Raw genomic sequence first — 13,870 nt, 5'->3', positions numbered from 1 at the left:
GCGGCGGTCCTCACCACTGTTCGATCACCACTTCCCCGGATTCGTGAACCCTGACCGGTGCCTTCTCCGCCCAGAACGATTGTGCCTGGTCTAGTTTCTCGCGCTTTTCGGCGTACAGCGTGAGAAGCGGGTCCCCCTGGGTCAGTTCGTCGCGCGCTCGACAGTGGAGATAGACGCCCGCACCGTGATCTTTCGGGGCGCCAGCGCGGCGGGCCAGTTCGTTTACGAGCTTGTTGTCGACGTGGGTGACGACGCCGTCGCGGTCGGCATATACAGTCTCTTGGTGTCTCCCGGGCGAGAGGTCCTCCCGCGACACGTCCGGGTCTCCGTTCTGCGCGTCGATGATCTCGCGGAACTTCGATTCCGCCGCGCCGCGTTCGACGAGGCCCGACGCTGTCTCGTCGACCCCGGCAGCGTCGAGCAGGATCTGCGCGAGTCGAACGCTCTTGGATCTGAGATCTGCCGGCCCATCCCCCGAGAGGACGTCGAGAACGTCTCGTGCCTCCAGCACCGGTCCGATCCCCCGTCCGATGGGCTGTTCGCCCCGCGTGATCGCACAGTCGATCTCCATTCCCAGGTTCGCTCCGACGCGCGTGAAGTCCTCGGCCATCTCGCGGGCCTCGTGGAGGCTTTCGACCTTGGCACCCTCCCCGTACGGCAGGTCGATGACGACGTGGGTCGCGCCCGCGCTCTTCTTCTTCGAGAGCACCGATGCGATGACCTGCCCAGGGGGATCCAGCGAGAGGGGAGTCTCCGCGCGGATGATCTTGTCGTCGACCGGGGAGAGGTTGACCGCACCGCCCCAGACCATACACCCGTTAGTCTTCGAGACGAGTTCCCGTACCTCGCTGACGGAGAACGAAACGTCGCAGAACACCTCCATCGTGTCCGCTGTTCCGGCCGCCGACGTCACCGCACGCGAGGAGGACTTCGGAATCGGCACGCCCGCCGCGGCGACGATCGGGACGACGATCGGCGTGACGCGGTTGCCGGCGACGCCGCCGATCGAGTGTTTGTCGACGATCGGCTTCCGGTCCCACTCGATCGTCTCACCGATGTCGACCATACTGTCGGTGAGGTTCATAATTTCCGCCCGCGAGAGGCCGTGGGCGTACAGACCGGAGACGAACGCCCCGAGTTCGACGTCGCTCAACAGGTCGTGGTTGATGTCGCGGACGACGGCCGCAATCTCGTCGTGTTCGAGTTCGACGTCGTCGAGCTTTTTCGTGATGTAGGCCGCCGAATCCGGTTTCGAGGCGAGCGTTATCTCGACGTCACCCGTAATGTGGCTTATTTGGCGCGTGACGCCGAGCAGTCCGGGTGCGACGAGTTCGTCGGTGATCTCGACGATCCCGGTCGCCACGTCGGGACCGTGGCGGATCCGAACGCGATCGAGCGGATGTGCGCCCAGTTCGCTCGCGTCGGTCGAGTTGAGCAACACCGTCGGCGTCCGAGTGCCGATGTCGATCTCCTCTGCCGTGAGTTTCATACCGAATCGGTTGGCGCACTCTTCGCATAAGAGTGGGTGTTGTCTCACACACTCGGCGCGTGCAGCGTCGTTCGATCCCGGGGCGGTTCGTCGAACCTGATCGGTCCTCCAACGCCTATCGCCGACTGTCCGCGGAAGCCTCCGAGACCAGCGTCTCAGCGACCTCGGAAAGCCAGGCCTCCCGATCGGTCGCGTCGACGAACGCTGACGCAGCGCCGGCCGCGTCGGCACCGAGTTTCAGGGCCGCCTCCACGTCGGCCGACGAGCTGATCCCCCCACCGAGAAGGACACGGGTCCTGGGATTCGTTTCCTCCACCATCGAGACGAACGCCTCCACGCGCTCGGGGGCAGTCCTCGGGAGCGAGCGCCCCGTTCCGATGTCTGCGGGCTTCTCGAACAGGAGGCAGTCGGGGTCGAACGCGAGCACCGCGCGACCGGTCTCGACGCTGTCGACGCAGACGATCGATTCGACGCCCTGATCTTTACCGCTCTCGACGATCGATTCGATTTCAGAGAGCGTCTGTGGGGACTCCGGGTGGTTGACGAGGACCCCGTCCGCCCCGGCTGCCGCGACGGTCGGGAGGGCGACCTTGCCGGTCCCTCGCCCCGCGTTCACCGCATCGACGGACTGGGCGACGACCGGGAGGTCGGTTTCCGAGGCGATTCGGTAGAGGTCCGGCGTCTGCGGAGCGACGGCCAGAGACGCGCCCGTCCGCTCCGTCACCGACGCGATCGTCTCAGCGAGGTCGAGGCCTTCCTCGCCGGCCGTTCCCGCGTAGAGTTTGAAATTGACGAGGAAGGTGGGGTAGTCCAGTGTCATCGTCGTTCGGACGGTGGTGACCCACCGGTTTTAGCGTTGTCTCGGTCGCGTGCGGGTGACTGCCTCGGAAGCGCTTCCCGTGGCGTCAGTCGCGACCGCGACGATCAGATACCGAACAGCTCGCGAGCGTTATGTTCGAATATCTTATGCTTCTGTTCGTCAGTCAGCCCTTCGACATTATCGACCGCCGCGGGCGCGTCGAAGTCTTGGTGCGGACGGTCCGAGCAGTACAGCACCTGATCTTCGAGGTCCGCCCGTTCGATGAGGTCGACGACGTCGACCATCTTCGTCGCCTCCTCTGGTAGGGGTTGCGTGCCGTAGTAGAACTCCGAGAGGTACTCGCTCGGGAGTTGTGACAGGTCGGCGAACTCGCTGGATCGTTCGAGATACTCGCGGTCGAGGCGCTCTCCCAGCGCCGGGATCCACGAGAGGCCGCCTTCCCAGAAGCCGAAGTCGACGTCGTACTTCTCGACGATACCGCGGAGAATCAGACTGTTCGCGTGCCACATCTTCGGGATCGTGTGTCCGAGCGTGTGGAACTCCGCGAAGTTCTTCGGCTGCATTCCGGCGATGGGGAACCCCGGAACGATTCCCGTGGTCGAGTGGAGGATGATCGGGAGGTCGTGCTTCTCAGCGGCCTCGTAGATCGGCTCGTAGCTCTTGTGCCCCATCGGGAACGTGGGGCCGACGTCCGTGATCATCGCGCCCACGACGCCGTCCTTGTCGCCGTGGCGTTCGATCTCTTCGGCGCTCTCCTCGGGGTGATCGCCGAAGATGTAGAGTTTCGCGTAATACGTCCCGTCGCCGCGGGCGAACCGATCGACGGTGAGATCGTTGAACGCCCGCATGTACATCACCTGCTTGTCCTGTGCGGGAATCGTGGTCATCCGGAACTGCCCGGGAGAGAAGACGACCGTGTCGATTCCGAGCTGTTTCCGGACGGGATCGACGTCCTCCGCGTCCGTGATATCCGGCGAGTGGATGTTGATCTCAGTCCGACCGCCCGCGCTCCGATCCCAGCCGTCCCACTGGATCGGCCCCCACTCCTCGGGGCCCGCGAGATAGCCCTGCTTCTCGTTTTCCCGCATCTCGTCGTCCGAGATGTACTCCCGGATGTCGGCTCCGGACTCCGCACTGTGCCACTCGCCATCAATTACCGCGTGATCCATAGCTACCTCATAGCAGGATCTGAACTTAATATTCCCGATTTATCGTGTCAGAAACCCCTCACACGCGAACGTGGATGTCGCCGTCTTCCACCACTACCTCGTACGTCGGAACCACGTCGTCGCCTTGGACGTGTTCGCCGGATTCGACGTCGAACTGCCACCCGTGCCAGGGGCAGTACACGCACTCGTCCTCGACGCGGCCCTGTCCCAGCGGCCCGCCCTGATGCGGGCAGACGTTACTGAGCGCGAAGTACTCGTCGTTCAAATGGAACAGTGCGACCTGTTCGCCGTCGACGTCGACGACGGACGAGTCCCCGGCTTCGAGTTCACCGACTGACGCCACTCTGTGGAGCGACGGGTCGTCCGCGCTGGAGTCTGGCATACCCGGTGCGAAGGAATGCACGTATATTACGTTTTCTTTTGTGAGATACTTCACGGATGGCCCAATCCACAGATCGAACTACCAGATTTTCCGAATTGGTCGGACGTATCACACCAGCTACCCACTCGTTTACTCGGCTCTCACCGACCGAAAATCGAGCCGATTCCTGAAACCAGTCACGAACCTCGGTTTTCTATCCGAAATACGGCGCTTCACTGCCTCTATTGCTGATTTTGATCTACCGGCTGCGTTCGGCCCACCCCGAATATATTTGCCAACGGATTCGATAATCTCGGAACCATTGCAATCGACACAACCACCTATGTCGACGCAGGTATGACGCAGGTAACACTGTAATAGAACTTCTGGCATCTCCCGGTAAGCCGCGGATTCGTTTTCCGGGGATAGAATTTCACTATTCGACCGCTCTTCGCTGTCCTCGGTTCTCTCGCGCCGGGGCTCGACGATAGCACGTGCGTCGCTGATGGTTCGAGGAGGGGTGTTCCTGGTATTCGCATTAGCCATCTGATCCCCTACTCACTCGAAACTCTCGGATCTATCTGTGTGGATTTAGTTTCCGGCCACGGGAACGCCTCTGATTCACTCTTCGGCCTCGGTCGTCGTCGACTCGCAGTCACAACCGCCGCGTTCGAGGAGGTCCGTGACGGGGTAACTGGCTCCACAATCCTCACAGAGCACCTGCACGTCTAACAGCACGTTGAACTCCCCGAGTACGAGTTTCCCGCTGTCTCGCAACTGAGCGAGGTTGTTCTCCACGACGGCCACGAGACGGCTCTGGAGGCGCTGAATCGTGGTGCGGACGCTCCCGACTCGGTTTTCCGACGATCGCCCCTTCGAGGCGCCTCTGAACTCGGTGAGATACGTGTACACCGCCTGGTGAGAGACGAACTCCGATCGGAGGTCCTCCGGGTCGATGCCCTGCTGCTCGAGTGCCGCCTCGGCGTCCACGCGCATTCCCGCGGTGACGTCGTCGGCCGTGAGCAACCGATAGAGGTTTTCGACCTCACCGTCGATCGGATTCTGACCCGCATCCTCCAGTTTCGCGGCGAGCAACCGCTTGTTGAACCAGTCCGCGAGCGAGCGGAGGCTCTGGCTTTCGTAGCCGTCACCGAGCCACCGATCTTCGAGTTCCTGACCCACCGCGGTCATCTCGTGGGACTTGAGGAGTCGTCCGACCTTAGAACGGGTCGGATCGGAATTCTCGGTCATACGCCGAATTGGGTGTGTTCCGTGTTAAAGATAGTACCGGATTCACGACCCCGATTCCGCTGACGGAGGTCTGTACGGCTCCGCCACCAAAGGCATAATTATAAAATATCATCTATAAATAGAGATATGATATATTCGCGTTTACTATCCGCACTTGTGCTCGGAACGACGGTGTTCTGAGACGCCGTCGAAGAAATCCGAGGAGCACATTGTCCCACAGGGATAGTATTGGCACATATTCCGCGCCACCCGAGGTCTTCTTAGCCGCCACCCCAGAGTTCCGGAACTCATCTCGAAGAAGACATCACCGGCGACTCGATCAGTGAGAAGTCGCTGGTCACCGGGCGAGAACGAAGAACGAGAGCGCGTACCTCACTGTTCTGCAGCGTGCGCCGATCCCTCTATAGTGTCCTTCCGTGTAACTTGACTCTCTGAATTTCCCGTCGGTTGGGCGTCGATGATCAGATCCGGACAACGCCCAGCAGTCCAAGAACGGCGATCACGAACCCGAGAACCCCGAGCAGACCGAGGTATTTGAGCCGGTTCCAGCGATACCCGAAGTACGAAAAGAACCCGGCGAACGCGAACCAGAACAGAAACAACGGATCTGATCGCTCAAAGGCTTGAAATCCCATAAACGAGAGAAAGCCGAGAAATCCGAGCGGCCAGAGTTGCCTCTGCTTGTCCGTGACTGTCTGGGAGTCTTGGTCCATTGTCACGAAAGTGACGCTCCGAAAGCATTTGAATGTTCGCTGGTGTTCTCGGTCTTGCTGGAATTTGTGAGTGATGGTCGATGGAAGGCTCGAAATCAGGCGTTCGGAGGAAGTCGGCCCCCTTCCCATCCAGTCCGAGATCGGCCCCCGTCAGCAATCGGGTATCTGACCAGTTCCCGTGCTCGGAAGCCTGCCACTCAAGTACCAGGAGAACGAAGAGGTGCCCAATGCCAATCGTCGAAGTCACGCTCCCGGACGAACTGCTGAGCGAGTTCGAACAGTTAGTCGACGAGGAGTTCGTAACCGAGGAACAGGCCGTCGAAGAGCTGCTGAGTATGGGTATCGACGCCTACAACGTCGAAGTCGTCGACGACAGCGAGCCCGGTGACGACTTTATGGACGGCGCGGAGAACAACCTCTTCGACACCGCTTCCGACCCGGGCGGTCTCGACGACGATCGACTGTAATTTTCTCTCGCGGCGACCCGTTCTTCGGTCGACCCGATTACGCGCCGAGTTGATGCTATCGCTTGCTGACGAAAATCGCCGTTTCGACTCTTCGGGGCCCGTCCGGTCTCAGTCGTCGGCCGGGGTCGGACGACGGACGGATCCGGTCTGCCAGGAGCCTCGACGGTACCACGCGAAGGCGATGAGCGCGCCCGCGACGTTGGAGATTGGGAACGCCAGCCAGATTCCCTCTGCCCCCCAACTGAGCGAGGCGCCGTAGGCGACGGGAATCCGAATGAGTCCCAGCATTATGACCGATATTGCGGCAGCGGTGAGTGTCCTGCCTGCTCCCCGAAAGCTTCCCGTGTAAGCCCGCATCACGCCGATGAATCCGAAACTCGGCGCGACGTATCGCAGGAAGTTGCCGCCTTCCTCGATTACCGCCGGATCGTTGGTGAAGACCGCCACGATGGGTTCGGCGGCGAACAGCGCGATCGCGCCCATAGCCGTGAGGACGACGAACATCGTCTTTGCAGCGAAGTCCGCTGCCGCCCCGGCGCGCTCTGGCTTCTCCGCGCCGATGTTCTGGCCGGTCATCGTTTCGACACCCCGAGCGACTGCGATTGCGGGGAGGAAGATGACCGAGAAGACGCGGACGCCGATCCCGAACGAGGCCACCACGGTCGTCGGGAACATCCCGACCACTAGGAGCAGCAGGTTCACCGAGAGCGAGCGGCCGGTCACCTCGACGGAGGCCGGCAGGCCGATGTCGAGCAGTTGACGGAGGTAAGCGAAGTTCGGTCGCATCTGACTCGGATGGATCATCACCCCGCGAACGCCCTGCAGCATCACCGCGATGCCGACGATGAAGGCCAGCGCCCGGGAGAACACCGTCGCAATCGCCGCGCCGGTGATCCCGGAACCGGTGTACCCCGTCGCCGCGAGCAGCGTCGCCTCGAGACCGCGCATTCCGAGCATTCCGAACAGCGGGTTGCTGTCGAATCCGAAGATGAGGATCGGATCGATCGCGATGTTCAGGACGACGGAGCCGAACATCACCAACATCGGCGTGACGGTGTCGCCGTACCCGCGCATCAGGGCGATGAACACGAAGAAGCCGAACATAAACGGCATCCCGGCCGAGATCACCTGCATATACCCCGTCGCGAGCGGGTGCACCGCGGGCGACGCACCGAGGAAACCGATGAACGGGCCGACGGCGAAGTAGCCGAAGAACCCGAGGATGATCGAACCGATGATCGAGAACGCGACCGTCTGGGACGCGGCGTACTCGGCTTCATCCTCCTCGTCCGCCCCGATGTGCTGGGCGACGAGCACGCTTCCGGCGACCGAGAGGCCCATCCCGAGGGAGATCAGGAGAAACACCATCGGGAAGGCGAAACTGATCGCCGCCAGTGCTTCCGTGCTGAACTGCCCCAGCCAGAACGTGTCCGCGAGGTTGTAGGCCGTCTGGAGCAGGTTCGTGATGACGATCGGCAGCGAGAGATAAAACAGCGGCTTGGCGATTCCCCCGCTCGTCAGGTTCAATTCCTCGGGTCCCTTTAGCAACGAATCGATCCGATCGAGGAGGCTCATTCGGACGCGCCTCCGACGTCGACGCCCTCGCTCGAACCGACGGCGACGTTCGCTCTCGAATCGGATAAAAGCCGATCGCCGATATACCCGTGAACCGCCTCCGCTGACTCGTCGAGCGGGTGTCCGACGCCGACGTGACGCGTCTGGGCTCCGTTGACGAACGTCGTGAGGAACGACGCCACGACGTCGGGATCGACGTCTTCCCTGAAGGTCCCGTCCGCGACGCCCTCCGAGACGACCTCGCGAACCGCGTCGGTGAACGCGTCGTCGAATCGCTGCAGTCGCTTGCGGAACGCGTCGTCGTAGGGGGACTGGGCCTTGATCTCCAACAGCGCCGTCTGAAACGCCGGTGCGTCCGACTGTCTCGCCATAAGCGAGTCGACGAGCGTACAGAGGCGCTCCGCCGGCGTCTCGCCGTCAGGGTCGTCGATTCGCTCTTCGAACCGCTCGTAGAGGTGGTCCAGGAACGCCACCAGGAGATCGTGCTTGCAGTCGTAGTGGTAATGGATCGAGGCCTTGCTCAGGTCCGTCTCGTCGGCGATGTCCTGCATCGTCAGCTCGGCATACCCGTGCTCGCAGAGCGCGCGATGCGTCGCGTGGAGGATGTCGGTTGGGGCGTCGGTCATTTGGTTACTTGTCGTTGTTACAACTGACTGTCCGGTCAGTCAAAAAGAGTTCGAATCGAGCCCCGCCGCAACGTATTTTCCCCCACTTCGTCCACGACGGTGAGACCGATGGAACTCGATATCGCTTCTACCCTCCTTCAGCGGAAAACCCACCGTCAGCGACTCAGAACGGGGATTCGGGTTCGAAATCGGCTTCCCGACCACTCGCATCGCTTCCAGTCCTACCGGCCCCCGTCGAGCTCCCAGGCTCGCTCTCCGTCGGAGTGTCCGAAACCGAGCCGGTTTCGCGGTAGGTTTCCTCCGCCGCCGTCAACCGTCGGTTGATCTCCGCGGACTCGTTGTGCATCGGATGTACCCGGACACGCACGACGTCGTACTGGTGTCTGTCCGATAGTCCGTTCCACGCGCGGAAGGAACCGATCGCGAGCGTGTGACTCTGGGGACAGAACGGCGTCGTTGGGGTGAATTCGGCCCGGAGGTCGTTCGACTCCTTCGCTTCCGCGTACCGATAGCCGGCGTTCGGATGACGAGCGTCGGCGTTCAATCGCGCGAGGTTGTAGCCGAACGTCATATCGTAGACGCCTCGCTCTTCGAACACGGTCCTGGCTACCTCGTGGACCTCGACGTGGTCGTCGTCGGCAAGAACGGATTGATCGATCAGGAACGGTCCCGGTTCGGGGAGGTGATCGGCGACGAACGCGTCGGGGTCGTCGAAGTGTCCGCCGTCGTCGCTCCCGAACGGGGACGGAATCTCGACCATACTTCCCACTCGACGCCCGATGGTGGTATCGATAGTGCCGAACGAGTTCGGGAATCCGGTGAGTGGCCGATCAGGGACGCACCCTGACCACGTGGCCGCCGCAGCCGCACTGATCGACGTACTCCCACTCCACCTCGTCACCGTAGGCGTCGTCGAGTGCATCGTAGAGGTACGTCTCCGGATGCCCGTGGGCGCCGTGCGTGACCAGATTGACGTGGTTTCCGGGTGTGGTGTGTTCGACGGCGTCGATCGCCTGTTCGACGAGTAGGCTTCGATTCGCCGCGTGTTCAGGCCCTTCGAGATTCGCCGACCACGAGTTGTCGTGAACTCGCTCGGTCACGGGGGCAGGGTCGTGCTCGTCGTCCTCGACTTCCGGTGCGGAATCGTCGCTTACGTCTGTACTCATACCCGCACCTCGGGTCCCCGATCGCATAGGGAACCGGGCGAATGTGTTCGCACTGTTTGGAGTCGTATCCGGGTCGTCGTTCGCTCCGACGGTAGCGAAGTATATCGAATCTAGAACGTACTGCGAAATATACGATATCGATACTATTCGTACTGTGTGCAGTCCACGATACAAACAAAAGTACGCTTGTTATCCTAAACGCGTTCCCGACTCGATTTCTTGTTCCACATTACGGGACGCAATTGCATTCGGTGTCGAAGGCGACGTATCGTTGGAATCGGCCCTTCCCCGTCCCCAGCACTGCACAGCCCGCCGACCGTCGTTACTGGGGAGGCATAAGCGCGCGATTGGCGACTTGGCAAGCGATCACTGTGCCCATACGTATTTCTAAATTGATACGAATTCCGAGAGTAGCGAGTAAAACTTCGTTCCCTCATTTGGGACAGTAAGTCAGCGTTAAATCCGGCTCCGTACTTTGTTATCCAAATCAGAATTACGACTGTAGAGCAATTCTGACGGGAGTATAACGGCGAAATCGAAACGGTGCCGCGGGATACGTGTAGTAGTTCTGATTATAGAATTACAATAAATTTATATACTTTTACTCCACTTACGAAGTATGTCCCAGCCGGACACTGCGTCTCGGAGAGCCGATGAGCTGAATTCGTATCACGTCGTTGACTGCGACTGCCACTATATGGAGTCGTTCACTGACGTCGCGGAGTACATGGACGAACCCTGGAAGACCAAGTTCGAGGGAAGTAACTTCGACGAGAAGGGCGCCAAACAAAACCTGAGTTCGTTCTTCCCGTTCTCGACCGGTGATCGACAGGCACACGGCAAGATCACGCGCGAACACTCCTCGTACCCCGATTCCCCGGAAACTCCGGAGCGGATCCGCGAGGGGATGTCTTCCATCGGTGTCGACGAGACGCTTCTCATCTCGCATCTGATTCTGGCCGGAGCCGGGACGACGGCGGACGATACGCGGCAGTCGGCCTTCGCGAAGGCGTACGTCGAATATATGAGCGAAGAAGTGCTCGATCCCGACGACGGCATCTACGGGCTGGCCCCGATTCCGTACGCCGACATCGACGCGTCGCTGGAAATCCTCGACCGTATCGAGGGTACAGAGGAGTACGCCGGAGCGTGTTTCGTCACGGCCGGGGCCACGCCACCGCTCGGCAACCGAAAGTACGACCCGCTGTACGAGCGCTGCGAGGATATGGGGTTGCCGGCGGTGTTCCACACCGGGGGGGCCGGCCTCGACGAGTACGTCCGCGGCGGCTATCAGGAGATGCTGGAGACGCACACGCTGGGGTTCCTCGAGTCGAATATGTCCCAGATCGTCAGTCTAGTGGTCCAGGGCGTCCCCGAGAAGTTCCCCGATCTCGACGTCGCGTTTATGGAGTCCGGGGTGACGTATCTCCCCTCCCTCATCACCCGCCTCGACGAGGAGTACCTCAAGCGCCCCGAAGAGGCTCCGCTCCTCGAAAAGGAACCGGGCGAGTACATCACCGACTTCTACTACGGAACGCAACCGCTGGAGGTGTCGGCCGATCCGGAGTTCTTAGAGAAGTGCGTGGATATGGTCGGCCCGGAGCAACTGCTGTACGCTTCCGACTACCCACACTGGGACTACGACCGCCCCACGACGGTCATCGACCTGCCGTTCCTCTCGGAGGACGAAAAGCGCGGTATCCTCTCCGAGAACGCCGCCGAGGTGTTCGGCCTATGAGCGACGGACTCGTCGAGGTCAAACCCGACGACGCGTTCGAGAACGGGGACCGCGAGTTCGTGCAAGTGAACGGTACGGAGGTCGGCGTCCTACAGGTCGAAGACGAGTACTACGCGCTGCAGAACTACTGCCTGCACGACGGCGGCCCGGTCTGTGAGGGGAAGACACATCGGAAACTGATCGGGGAGTTCGAAGAGCCCGGAAAGCGCGTTGAGCGCACTTACACGGACGAGGAGTGCGTTATCTCCTGTCCCTGGCACGGGTGGTCCTACGACATCGAGTCGGGCGAACACCTCGGCAACGACGACATCGCGCTGCCGACTTACGAGGTCGTCGTCGAGGACGGTGTCGTGTACGTCGGGGACCCGAAGGGTCAGTAGCGACGGCGCGGCCCACGGCTCGCTCCGGACCGCAGATTTATCGCGTGCCCTCGCGTCTGTAGAGTATGACCGGCTCTCTCGTCGGGGCTGACGAAACGCTCTTTCGGATCGTCGAGGCGATGGCCGAAACGGGACCGATGGGCGTCACGGAGGTCGCCAACCGCCTCGAACTCACGAAGAGCACTGCACACCGTCACCTCCAGACGATGGCGGCGCACGGGTACGCCGTCAACGAGGACGGAACGTACCGTCTCTCACACCAGTGGTTCCACGTCGGAACGACCGTCAAGTCCCGACAACCGTTCTATCTGGCGTCCCGAAGTGCGTTGAAGACGCTCGCAGAGCGGACAGGGAGCACTGCCTGGTGCGCTATCGAGGAACGCGGAAAGTTGATGTTCGTCGACGGGGCCGGCGCGAACCCGACGCACAACCCCGACCTCCTCCTCGGCGACTGGTCGTCGATCACCCAGACCGCGGCGGGGAAGGCGATTCTCGCTCACCTCACGGAGGACCGTGTGGCCGAAATCGTCGGCCAGAAGGCAGCTGACGAGCGATACGCCGCTGCCGATTTACGAACCGAACTTGAGTACGTCCGCTCACGCGGGTACGCGATCAACCAGGGCGAGGACATCTCCGGCATCTACGCAATCGGGATGCCGGTGGTCGTCGCGGGGGAGGTCTTCGGTTCGCTCTCCGTCGCGAGTCCGACGGACGACCTGGTTACCGAGGACCGCGAGCCGGTCCTGGACGCGCTCTCGGCCGCTGTCGATCGGGTGGCGAAAAATTTATCAGGATAATATATATTTCATAAGTATGAAAATAGACGAAATCGGGACCGGGGAACCGACCGTGCTTCGTCCGGCCGAACACCCGTTCGGATAGCAGCCTGTGAAGCTTCTCGTCGAATCGACAGTAAAGGATCTAGCCGAACGCTACTGTTCGGGCGTCTGAGTCGGCACTCACGCGATGGTCGGTCGACTCAGACGGTTCCGGAACCGAGATACGCCAGTTGCGCGTTAAGTTCACGTCGTCGCTGGCGTTTGATGACCGTCGAATCCAGGACCGAACCGACCAGGGCGACGTCGAGTGAGAACTCGGTTTCTGCCACGACGGTCGTCGACGCCTGATCACTCGTCACCGTGTAGGTCGTGACCATCTCCTCGAATATCCCTTCCCGCTGTCGGTACGCGAGTTCGGCGTCGGGGTCGTCGAACGGTTCGAGGGTCAGTTCGATGGTCGCCGGTCCGACTTCGTTCGTGATCACGACCCGGGAGTCGTCCCGGCGCACCTCGTCGAAGCCGGCCGCTCGCAGGAACGTCTCGACGTCGTGCATCCGCTCTCGCACCACCTCCACGTCCTCGTCGAGGACCCTCGATACGGAAACGCTCGTCATCGAGTCGTCCTACTCCTTCGGCAGGCGGGCGACGAACTCGGTCGGGCCCCGCCGTTCGACCTCGTAGCCCTCCGCGTCGAACGACGGAACCTCCGCCCGTAGCTCGTAGAAGAGCGGCTTCGGTTCGTGGTCGTTGACGAGTTCGAGGGTCTCGCCGCTCTCCAACGACTCGAAGGCGTCGTGGATCTTCGGGTGGCGGTCCGCCGGTGGCACGTCCCTGAGGTCGAGTGTCGTGGCTGCCATACCGCAACCTATCATCACCAGTCAGGGAACCGTTTCGCCGAATATGTTTGCATCGTCGTGCTGAGATACGATCCGACGGCTCAGTCAGCGTACAGCGAGTAGAGAATCACCGCGAACCCGACGGTCGTGAACAGGCTCTCGACGACGAGCGCGACGCTCGGATCGAGCGGCGAAAACTGATCGACGACGCCAGCGACCAGCGCGCCCACCGTGACCGTCCCGAATCCGACCGTCAGCGCGCGGAGCGCCGAGGACCCGGTACGCCGATACGCGCGGAGGGAGTAGAACGTGATCGACCCGCCCAGGAGGAGGGTGATCGTCTTCAGCGCGACGGCACTCATCGTGACGCTCATCTGCGTCTCCTCCCTCCTGGCGCGTGTTCGAAGCGGCTCGTCATCGTAACAGTCGGTACACGGCGGGCCATCCTGGCTATCCCGCCGAAGGTGTTCGGGGCGGTTGCGCAGTGTCAAAAACGCCAC

At 61.5% G+C, this 13,870-nt stretch carries 17 protein-coding genes; 4 read left to right on the top strand and 13 right to left on the bottom strand.

Features of this window, described 5'->3' with window-relative positions; all coding sequences use genetic code 11:
- Nucleotides 1–10 precede the first annotated feature (10 nt).
- From NO360_RS16110 to NO360_RS16085, 6 genes are all read right to left on the bottom strand, one after another.
- Nucleotides 11–1,489 carry an AMP phosphorylase gene (locus tag NO360_RS16110; protein WP_256308875.1) on the bottom strand — a complete coding sequence of 493 codons (1,479 nt, stop codon included), beginning with the start codon at nucleotides 1,487–1,489 and terminating at the stop codon, nucleotides 11–13.
- 115 nt (nucleotides 1,490–1,604) lie between these two features.
- Nucleotides 1,605–2,309, bottom strand: a complete 705-nt coding sequence (locus NO360_RS16105; protein ID WP_256308874.1) for a triose-phosphate isomerase — start codon at nucleotides 2,307–2,309, stop codon at nucleotides 1,605–1,607.
- 104 nt (nucleotides 2,310–2,413) lie between these two features.
- Nucleotides 2,414–3,478, bottom strand: a complete 1,065-nt coding sequence (locus NO360_RS16100) for an amidohydrolase family protein (RefSeq protein WP_256308873.1) — start codon at nucleotides 3,476–3,478, stop codon at nucleotides 2,414–2,416.
- 58 nt (nucleotides 3,479–3,536) lie between these two features.
- Nucleotides 3,537–3,860: a Rieske (2Fe-2S) protein gene (locus NO360_RS16095; protein ID WP_256308872.1), complete on the bottom strand. Its 324-nt coding sequence runs from the start codon at nucleotides 3,858–3,860 to the stop codon at nucleotides 3,537–3,539.
- A gap of 600 nt (nucleotides 3,861–4,460) precedes the next feature.
- Complete coding sequence (gene rdfA, locus NO360_RS16090; protein WP_256308871.1) at nucleotides 4,461–5,090, bottom strand: rod-determining factor RdfA; 630 nt, start codon at nucleotides 5,088–5,090, stop codon at nucleotides 4,461–4,463.
- Nucleotides 5,091–5,551: 461 nt separating this feature from the next.
- Nucleotides 5,552–5,803, bottom strand: a complete 252-nt coding sequence (locus NO360_RS16085) for a hypothetical protein (protein WP_256308870.1) — start codon at nucleotides 5,801–5,803, stop codon at nucleotides 5,552–5,554.
- A 227-nt stretch (nucleotides 5,804–6,030) separates the two neighbouring features.
- Between NO360_RS16085 and NO360_RS16080 the strand changes: the two genes are divergently transcribed.
- Complete coding sequence (locus tag NO360_RS16080) at nucleotides 6,031–6,270, top strand: DUF7120 family protein (RefSeq protein ID WP_256308869.1); 240 nt, start codon at nucleotides 6,031–6,033, stop codon at nucleotides 6,268–6,270.
- Nucleotides 6,271–6,378: 108 nt separating this feature from the next.
- Here the strand turns inward: NO360_RS16080 and NO360_RS16075 are convergent, their stop codons facing one another.
- The 4 genes from NO360_RS16075 to NO360_RS16060 form a co-directional block, all read right to left on the bottom strand.
- Nucleotides 6,379–7,845 carry an MATE family efflux transporter gene (locus NO360_RS16075; protein ID WP_256308868.1) on the bottom strand — a complete coding sequence of 489 codons (1,467 nt, stop codon included), beginning with the start codon at nucleotides 7,843–7,845 and terminating at the stop codon, nucleotides 6,379–6,381.
- A complete protein-coding gene (locus NO360_RS16070; protein ID WP_256308867.1) occupies nucleotides 7,842–8,471 on the bottom strand; it encodes a TetR/AcrR family transcriptional regulator in 630 nt (209 codons plus the stop codon). Before NO360_RS16070 ends, NO360_RS16075 begins: the two co-directional genes overlap by 4 nt.
- A 163-nt stretch (nucleotides 8,472–8,634) precedes the next feature.
- Nucleotides 8,635–9,231 (bottom strand): DUF7998 family protein, encoded by a 597-nt coding sequence (locus tag NO360_RS16065; RefSeq protein ID WP_256308866.1) that lies wholly within the window; start codon nucleotides 9,229–9,231, stop codon nucleotides 8,635–8,637.
- Between the two features lie 70 nt (nucleotides 9,232–9,301).
- The gene (locus tag NO360_RS16060) at nucleotides 9,302–9,637 is read right to left on the bottom strand and encodes a CGCGG family putative rSAM-modified RiPP protein (RefSeq protein ID WP_256308865.1); all 336 of its coding nucleotides are present in this window, start codon (nucleotides 9,635–9,637) and stop codon (nucleotides 9,302–9,304) included.
- 619 nt (nucleotides 9,638–10,256) lie between these two features.
- Here NO360_RS16060 and NO360_RS16055 point away from each other — a divergent pair.
- The 3 genes from NO360_RS16055 to NO360_RS16045 all read left to right on the top strand — a co-directional run bounded on the left by NO360_RS16055 (nucleotide 10,257) and on the right by NO360_RS16045 (nucleotide 12,552).
- Nucleotides 10,257–11,375: an amidohydrolase family protein gene (locus NO360_RS16055; RefSeq protein WP_256308864.1), complete on the top strand. Its 1,119-nt coding sequence runs from the start codon at nucleotides 10,257–10,259 to the stop codon at nucleotides 11,373–11,375.
- Entirely contained in the window at nucleotides 11,372–11,755 is a 384-nt protein-coding gene (locus NO360_RS16050; RefSeq protein WP_256308863.1) for a Rieske (2Fe-2S) protein, read from the top strand. Before NO360_RS16055 ends, NO360_RS16050 begins: the two co-directional genes overlap by 4 nt.
- A 65-nt stretch (nucleotides 11,756–11,820) precedes the next feature.
- Nucleotides 11,821–12,552 carry an IclR family transcriptional regulator gene (locus tag NO360_RS16045; RefSeq protein WP_256308862.1) on the top strand — a complete coding sequence of 244 codons (732 nt, stop codon included), beginning with the start codon at nucleotides 11,821–11,823 and terminating at the stop codon, nucleotides 12,550–12,552.
- A gap of 182 nt (nucleotides 12,553–12,734) precedes the next feature.
- Here the strand turns inward: NO360_RS16045 and NO360_RS16040 are convergent, their stop codons facing one another.
- From NO360_RS16040 to NO360_RS16030, 3 genes are all read right to left on the bottom strand, one after another.
- Complete coding sequence (locus NO360_RS16040; RefSeq protein WP_256308861.1) at nucleotides 12,735–13,148, bottom strand: SRPBCC family protein; 414 nt, start codon at nucleotides 13,146–13,148, stop codon at nucleotides 12,735–12,737.
- A gap of 9 nt (nucleotides 13,149–13,157) precedes the next feature.
- Nucleotides 13,158–13,391: a DUF2249 domain-containing protein gene (locus NO360_RS16035; RefSeq protein WP_256308860.1), complete on the bottom strand. Its 234-nt coding sequence runs from the start codon at nucleotides 13,389–13,391 to the stop codon at nucleotides 13,158–13,160.
- Between the two features lie 80 nt (nucleotides 13,392–13,471).
- Entirely contained in the window at nucleotides 13,472–13,744 is a 273-nt protein-coding gene (locus tag NO360_RS16030; RefSeq protein ID WP_256308859.1) for a DUF7521 family protein, read from the bottom strand.
- Nucleotides 13,745–13,870 lie beyond the last annotated feature (126 nt).

It is taken from the genome of Halobellus litoreus (assembly GCF_024464595.1).
GTDB lineage: Archaea > Halobacteriota > Halobacteria > Halobacteriales > Haloferacaceae > Haloquadratum > Haloquadratum litoreum.
This window is presented reverse-complemented; position numbering and strand designations above follow the sequence as displayed.

Bases quoted from the DNA above. Each gene is read 5' to 3' on its own strand.
- NO360_RS16110 (WP_256308875.1), bottom strand. From the start codon at position 1,489: ATGAAACTCACGGCAGAGGAGATCGACATCGGCACTCGGACGCCGACG.
- NO360_RS16105 (WP_256308874.1), bottom strand. From the start codon at position 2,309: ATGACACTGGACTACCCCACCTTCCTCGTCAATTTCAAACTCTACGCG.
- NO360_RS16100 (WP_256308873.1), bottom strand. From the start codon at position 3,478: ATGGATCACGCGGTAATTGATGGCGAGTGGCACAGTGCGGAGTCCGGA.
- NO360_RS16095 (WP_256308872.1), bottom strand. From the start codon at position 3,860: ATGCCAGACTCCAGCGCGGACGACCCGTCGCTCCACAGAGTGGCGTCA.
- rdfA (WP_256308871.1), bottom strand. From the start codon at position 5,090: ATGACCGAGAATTCCGATCCGACCCGTTCTAAGGTCGGACGACTCCTC.
- NO360_RS16085 (WP_256308870.1), bottom strand. From the start codon at position 5,803: ATGGACCAAGACTCCCAGACAGTCACGGACAAGCAGAGGCAACTCTGG.
- NO360_RS16080 (WP_256308869.1), top strand. From the start codon at position 6,031: ATGCCAATCGTCGAAGTCACGCTCCCGGACGAACTGCTGAGCGAGTTC.
- NO360_RS16075 (WP_256308868.1), bottom strand. From the start codon at position 7,845: ATGAGCCTCCTCGATCGGATCGATTCGTTGCTAAAGGGACCCGAGGAA.
- NO360_RS16070 (WP_256308867.1), bottom strand. From the start codon at position 8,471: ATGACCGACGCCCCAACCGACATCCTCCACGCGACGCATCGCGCGCTC.
- NO360_RS16065 (WP_256308866.1), bottom strand. From the start codon at position 9,231: ATGGTCGAGATTCCGTCCCCGTTCGGGAGCGACGACGGCGGACACTTC.
- NO360_RS16060 (WP_256308865.1), bottom strand. From the start codon at position 9,637: ATGAGTACAGACGTAAGCGACGATTCCGCACCGGAAGTCGAGGACGAC.
- NO360_RS16055 (WP_256308864.1), top strand. From the start codon at position 10,257: ATGTCCCAGCCGGACACTGCGTCTCGGAGAGCCGATGAGCTGAATTCG.
- NO360_RS16050 (WP_256308863.1), top strand. From the start codon at position 11,372: ATGAGCGACGGACTCGTCGAGGTCAAACCCGACGACGCGTTCGAGAAC.
- NO360_RS16045 (WP_256308862.1), top strand. From the start codon at position 11,821: ATGACCGGCTCTCTCGTCGGGGCTGACGAAACGCTCTTTCGGATCGTC.
- NO360_RS16040 (WP_256308861.1), bottom strand. From the start codon at position 13,148: ATGACGAGCGTTTCCGTATCGAGGGTCCTCGACGAGGACGTGGAGGTG.
- NO360_RS16035 (WP_256308860.1), bottom strand. From the start codon at position 13,391: ATGGCAGCCACGACACTCGACCTCAGGGACGTGCCACCGGCGGACCGC.
- NO360_RS16030 (WP_256308859.1), bottom strand. From the start codon at position 13,744: ATGAGCGTCACGATGAGTGCCGTCGCGCTGAAGACGATCACCCTCCTC.